Here is a 3367-nt window from a genome sequence, read left to right as displayed (position 1 = left end):
CGCCCTCCCGACGCAACGACAAAACCGTAAAGCCCCGCGTTCAGCATAACCCGGCAGGAATCCACTTAAATCCAGCGGGGCGCTGTCCAAACAACCGGGGCCAGCTCTCCGGTCCTCGCTGATCACTTTGACGCGCCCAAAGCGCCCCGATCAATCAGTCGCCACAGCTAGACCATTCGTTCCGGTTCGATTTATGAGGATATTGCCCCCTCCCCAGTGGCGATCACCATAGCTTCAACCCAAGATCGAGGCCATCAAAAGTACGCCTAGCGACGTTGATGGACAGGATCGGAGAGGTCGTCGACGGGCAGTGGCGGAAATTCGCCATTTATAGGCCCGTCAGGAAACCCTTGCAAAATTATAGCAGTAGTGCTATAAGAGAAGGGCGAATGACCACACAGAAGCCCGTAGTTTGGATCGGATCGTCAAAGGACGATCTACGAGCTTTCCCGGACGAGGTTCGCCGCGTCATGGGGTTTGCGATCAATGATGCACAAAACGGCGACGAGCATCCTCGTGCCAAGGCCTTAAAGGGCTTTGGTGGCCGGAGTGTACTGGAGGTCATCGACGATGAAGATGGCGATACGTTCCGTGCCGTCTACACCGTACGCTTCGCTGGCGTTATCTATGTCCTTCATGCCTTCCAAAAGAAGTCGAAGAAGGGGATTGAGACTCCGAAGCACGACATCTTGGTAATTCAGGCCCGGTTGAAGGCAGCCGAGGCTCATTACCAAGAGAACTACGGAAAAGGAGGCAAGAAATGAGTAAGGCAATTAAAGCAACCGCAGGCAGCGATAATATTTTCGCTGACCTTGGCTTTGCCAATCCTGAGGAAGAACTCCTCAAAGCCAAACTTATTCGTGAGCTTCGTGCGATCATCAAACGTCGCAAGTTGACTCAGACAAAGGCTGCCGAACTGCTAGGCCTTAAACAGCCTGATGTATCTGCCCTAGTGACCGGCCGCGTAGGGAAGTTCTCGATCGACAGGATTGTTCGATGCCTAGATCGGCTTAATTATCGTGTGGACGTCGTTATCCGTCATAAGCCCGTTCGTCGCGCATCCTCGCGAGCTGCGGCCTAAGAGTGGGAATGGATGGATATTGACGAACTTCGGGATGCTGAAATCCAGCTACATGGTTTGACCAAGGCCGACGGCGTCTATACGTTTTATCACGATGAGACCAACAATATCCGCAAGTTGTATATTGACGATGGACGTTTGAACGTTGCTGAGCTGAAGGTATTCGTCCTCGGCGGCATTGTGCATGAAGGAGCACCGCGACCGATTGAGATTCAATCGCTTCGAGAAGCGATGCGTATCCAGAAGACGGCTCCGGAAATCAAACTGGAGCATGTCGCCAAGGGTAACTTTCTTGACGTTCTTCGCTCCCGAAAGCTGACCACGTTCCTTCGATGGCTTATCGATAACGGGTTGATGATCCACTATCACGAGCTGGATCCATTCTACTGGTCAGTTGCAGATATCATCGATTCGATCGTGCCTGAACTTGGCAATCCGATGCTCTTGCAATACCACGTCTTGCTGAAAAGCGACCTCGTCGCAGTGCTGCGCTGCGAACTGGCCGCAACCATCCAGCTATTTCACGATTTCGGCTATCCGGGGTTATCACCCGAGGGGCGGAGACCCTTCCTCGACAGGCTCATTGAGATTCTCGAACGTAACAGTGATGTCCTCCCGCATTTCAATGCAATGATGTTGAAAGGTGTACTGCAGGCCGGACGGGCGCTGGCGAGTCTGGAGTTCATTGAAGGTTATTACCCGAACCTGCTCATCGATGAGTTCAGTACCTTTTACCAGGGACGTATCGCGATCTTCAAGAATTCGACCCACATCTTCGACATGGAGAAGGTCATCCACGACCGCCTGCTGGAAACACCTCTGACCAGCCAGGGGAAACCGGTTGCGAACTTCCGATTTGCGGATTCCAAAGCCGAGCTAGGGCTTCAGATCTCAGACGTTATTGTGGGCGTCTTAGGAAAGATGCACACCTACTTTACGAACACGGGTCATGAGGACGTCGCTGCGGATCGAGAGGCTCTGGCCGGGACGAGCCTGGAGAACGCAAAACTCTTGTCGGACCTCATCTCAGCTTCGCATGCAGCCAATGTCACGTTCCTTCATCATGTCGCCAGTGTGCACGACATAGATAAGCTTGATCTGTTTCTTCGCTTTCCAGATGGGGCTCACGTTGCATGAACGAGGCGATCAATAATCGGCATTCGCGAGGGTGGGATACTTCGAACTTCTCAGCTGAACGTCGGGAGTATTTAGATGGTGATCTTGCCTTTGAAGCAATTGCAAGATCTATAGCGTCTGAAGCCACAGTCTTGAGAACTTGGTTGGAGCCATACCATACGGCGAACCCAAGAAATCATCCGGAGCGCTCCGCTCGACAGGTATGCTTCCGTGTCTCGGTATACCCGCAGACCTTTGATCTGTTCTACAATTCATCTGATGGCCTGAGAGGCCGGTATTGGCAGGAGCCCGAGCTCGGCTTCGAAGCGACTAAACAGGTCATCCGCCTACTTAGACCGAATTTGATGCGATTCGCCGAGGCCAACCCTCCTGGGTTTGAACGTAGGAGTAAGTTCGCAAGTGAAATGGGTTTGGCGGATGTTGGGATTTCCTTGGACGCACCATCATCAAAGGTATGGGTAGGGGAGGAAGTTCTCATTTCCAGCCAGCCAGAGCTTGTTGTGCAAAGGTGGATCGAAAACGAGGGGAGGGGGATCATGGGAATGTGGTGTAAAGGACCCCGATGGCGCTGCGCCCCTGAGAGTGGGGAAATCGAGGTCAAGGGTGGTCTGATTGATTCCGATGGCCGTGAGCGCATACCGGAAAGCAAGGTCAGGCGATCGGAAGAAATCCATTTCTTCGGGTTCACCTAGGCCGAGATGGCTCCCCGTGTTAAGGTTGTTTCATACGGGGAGACAACTGATTTGCGAATCGTACGTGTCGAGATTGACAATTTCCGGGGCATAAAGCGATTGGACTGGCAGCCAAGGCCAGGAATCAATTGCCTTATCGGAAGCGGGGATTCTGGCAAGACGACAATCTTGGATGCCATCGAACTGGTCTTCGCATCCAGGAACGGTGTGATGTTCGATGATGCTGACTTTTATGACGTGGATCCAAAGAAAAACCCGATATCAATAACCGTCACATTGGCGGATATTCCCTCCGAATTTCTGCGGAACGACCGCTACGGAAACTATACTCGCGGTTGGCATGGCGAGGAGCTATGGCTGATTTTGGGTGACGCGGCCTGATCAGGCGGCGTGGCTTTCAGTGTTCGGAATGACTTCGATTCCGTCGATGAACTTTACACCGGCGATGACTTTCGGC

At 52.7% G+C, this 3367-nt stretch carries 5 protein-coding genes; all 5 read left to right on the top strand.

The window, feature by feature from the left end; all coding sequences use genetic code 11:
* Window positions 1-389: 389 nt before the first annotated feature.
* From QJT78_RS49625 to QJT78_RS49605, 5 genes are read left to right on the top strand one after another with little or no spacing between them, the layout of a single operon-like run.
* Window positions 390-764, top strand: a complete 375-nt coding sequence (locus QJT78_RS49625; protein ID WP_014497752.1) for a type II toxin-antitoxin system RelE/ParE family toxin — start codon at window positions 390-392, stop codon at window positions 762-764.
* Window positions 761-1081 (top strand): helix-turn-helix transcriptional regulator, encoded by a 321-nt coding sequence (locus QJT78_RS49620; RefSeq protein ID WP_011084909.1) that lies wholly within the window; start codon window positions 761-763, stop codon window positions 1079-1081. The genes QJT78_RS49625 and QJT78_RS49620 overlap by 4 nt, the downstream gene beginning before the upstream one ends.
* A gap of 12 nt (window positions 1082-1093) precedes the next feature.
* Complete coding sequence (locus tag QJT78_RS49615; protein ID WP_038945248.1) at window positions 1094-2218, top strand: DUF3800 domain-containing protein; 1125 nt, start codon at window positions 1094-1096, stop codon at window positions 2216-2218.
* Window positions 2215-2910 (top strand): hypothetical protein, encoded by a 696-nt coding sequence (locus tag QJT78_RS49610; protein ID WP_141379388.1) that lies wholly within the window; start codon window positions 2215-2217, stop codon window positions 2908-2910. The genes QJT78_RS49615 and QJT78_RS49610 overlap by 4 nt, the downstream gene beginning before the upstream one ends.
* A gap of 6 nt (window positions 2911-2916) precedes the next feature.
* Entirely contained in the window at window positions 2917-3291 is a 375-nt protein-coding gene (locus QJT78_RS49605) for an AAA family ATPase (protein ID WP_281460806.1), read from the top strand.
* Window positions 3292-3367: the final 76 nt, after the last annotated feature.

The sequence above is a fragment of the Bradyrhizobium sp. Mp27 genome (genome assembly GCF_029953005.1).
GTDB classification, from domain to species: domain Bacteria; phylum Pseudomonadota; class Alphaproteobacteria; order Rhizobiales; family Xanthobacteraceae; genus Bradyrhizobium; species Bradyrhizobium barranii.
Note: the sequence above shows the minus strand (reverse complement) of the source record. Positions and strands in the feature narration are given on the sequence as shown.

Coding starts and splice junctions, on each gene's coding strand:
- QJT78_RS49625 (WP_014497752.1), top strand. CDS start 390: ATGACCACACAGAAGCCCGTAGTTTGGATCGGATCGTCAAAGGACGAT.
- QJT78_RS49620 (WP_011084909.1), top strand. CDS start 761: ATGAGTAAGGCAATTAAAGCAACCGCAGGCAGCGATAATATTTTCGCT.
- QJT78_RS49605 (WP_281460806.1), top strand. CDS start 2,917: ATGGCTCCCCGTGTTAAGGTTGTTTCATACGGGGAGACAACTGATTTG.
- QJT78_RS49610 (WP_141379388.1), top strand. CDS start 2,215: ATGAACGAGGCGATCAATAATCGGCATTCGCGAGGGTGGGATACTTCG.
- QJT78_RS49615 (WP_038945248.1), top strand. CDS start 1,094: ATGGATATTGACGAACTTCGGGATGCTGAAATCCAGCTACATGGTTTG.